The organism is Oceanobacillus sp. MO10714A (assembly GCF_037072045.1).
GTDB lineage: Bacteria > Bacillota > Bacilli > Bacillales > Amphibacillaceae > Oceanobacillus > Oceanobacillus indicireducens.
In genome coordinates this window covers 1-1614 of record NZ_JAXHDC010000106.1, presented here as the reverse complement: position 1 = coordinate 1614, position 1614 = coordinate 1, and the positions used below count along the sequence as shown (strand labels likewise).

At 33.1% G+C, this 1614-nt stretch carries 2 protein-coding genes; one reads left to right on the top strand and one right to left on the bottom strand.

Annotated features, from left to right (window positions below):
• A partial coding sequence (locus tag SPD53_RS19685) for an ABC transporter ATP-binding protein (protein ID WP_336253569.1) occupies window positions 1-700 on the bottom strand: 700 nt, incomplete at its 3' end.
• Window positions 701-839: 139 nt separating this feature from the next.
• Between SPD53_RS19685 and SPD53_RS19680 the strand changes: the two genes are divergently transcribed.
• Window positions 840-1439, top strand: coding sequence for a TetR/AcrR family transcriptional regulator (locus SPD53_RS19680; RefSeq protein WP_336253568.1), 600 nt, complete (start codon window positions 840-842; stop codon window positions 1437-1439).
• The last annotated feature ends 175 nt before the right edge of the window (window positions 1440-1614 follow it).

The window sequence follows — 1614 nt, the reverse complement described above, 5'->3', positions numbered from 1 at the left end:
ATAATGTTAACTCGAGTCGTATCTTTTTATTGAATGCTCCTTTTAAGCTTGCTGGAGTACCAACCCCTACGAGCTTTCCATTATCAATTAAAGCTAATCGATCAACAGACCTTTCCGCTTCCAATACATTATGTGTTATTAGTAAAACTGTAGCACCACTATTTGCTACTTTTCGTACTTGTTCCCATAATAACTTTCGTCGGATTGGATCCACATCATTTGTAGGTTCATCAAGGATAACAAGCTTTCCTGGAACAACTATTGCCATACAAAATGTTACTAAACGTTTAATACCACCTGAAAGTTTTTCTGTTTGCTGATCTGCCCATTCTTCTAATTGTAAATCTTTTAGTAATTCATCAGTCTTTTCTTTTATTTCACGCTTATTTCCATTCCGTATCCGTCCTGTCAATTCAATAGCTTGTCTAGGAGTTAAACCATTTAATGAGATGTTTTCTTGTGGCTGTAGGGAACACAGTTTACGAGCCATATCGGGAGCAGAGATAACATCTGTGCCTGAAACTTCAATATGGCCTTTTGTAGGTTTTAAGAAACCAATAATTTGTGAAATAAGTGTTGTTTTTCCAGAACCGTTTGGCCCTAAAAGACCAAATATTTCTCCCTTTTCAACCGTAAAGCTTATTGAATTATTTGCTGGATTACCCGAATACATTTTAGTTAAATCATTGATAACAAGCATTTACCTTCCCCCTATTTTTATTATCCTGTGATATACTAATTACATATTAAAGTGATGGAATTATAATACTGATGGTATTCAGATACCGTTAGTATTCACATTACATGCTATGATTAAAATTGTCAAGAGGGTGGAATAAATGTCTAAAAAACGTTTAACAAGGGAAGAAAGTAAACAGCAAACACGTAGGGAACTCCTAGAAGTTGCCTCAGAAATGTTCGCTAAACAAGGGTTCTATAGTACTTCTGTTGATCAAATTGCAGAGGAAGCTGGTTACTCAAAAGGAGCTATCTATTCTAACTTTGGATCAAAGGACGATTTATTCCTTTCTGTATTTAAGGAAAACCAAAAAGAGGACTTACAAAACTTAGAAGCAATAGCAGAGGAATATAACTCATTGGATGAATTTATAAATATGATTGAAAATAATCACCAATACGAGCGAAAAGAAAATGAAGACTGGAGTATTTTAAAGTTAGAGTTCTTATTATATGCCATGCGAGATGATAGTGTAAGTAAGAAACTTGCACCTATCTTAGAGGAAAGTAGATCACAAATGATAAATATTTTAAAAAAGTTTTACCAAACCAAGGATCAAAAACAGTTAGTTTCCATTGATAAACTTGCTTTTCTGTTATTATCTCTGGACATAGGAATTGGAATACAATCCTATGTAGATGAAGAGAGTATTCCAGAGAATGTTTTTGCGGAAGGGTTAAGACTTTTGCTAAAAGCATAAATTGAAAGAAAATAAGTATGATTATTATTGGCGTGGAGAAGCATTTAAAAGGAAAGTGCTGTATAAAAATTGAACAAAAATAGGTTAGCTACAATTATAGAGTTTTGACATTTAAAAACTTGCACTATTCTTTACCTAATTTTATTTAGACATTATTTATACAGCCCCATTCTTC

Excerpts from the sequence above, each read along its gene's own strand:
- SPD53_RS19680 (WP_336253568.1), top strand. The coding sequence starts at position 840 with ATGTCTAAAAAACGTTTAACAAGGGAAGAAAGTAAACAGCAAACACGT.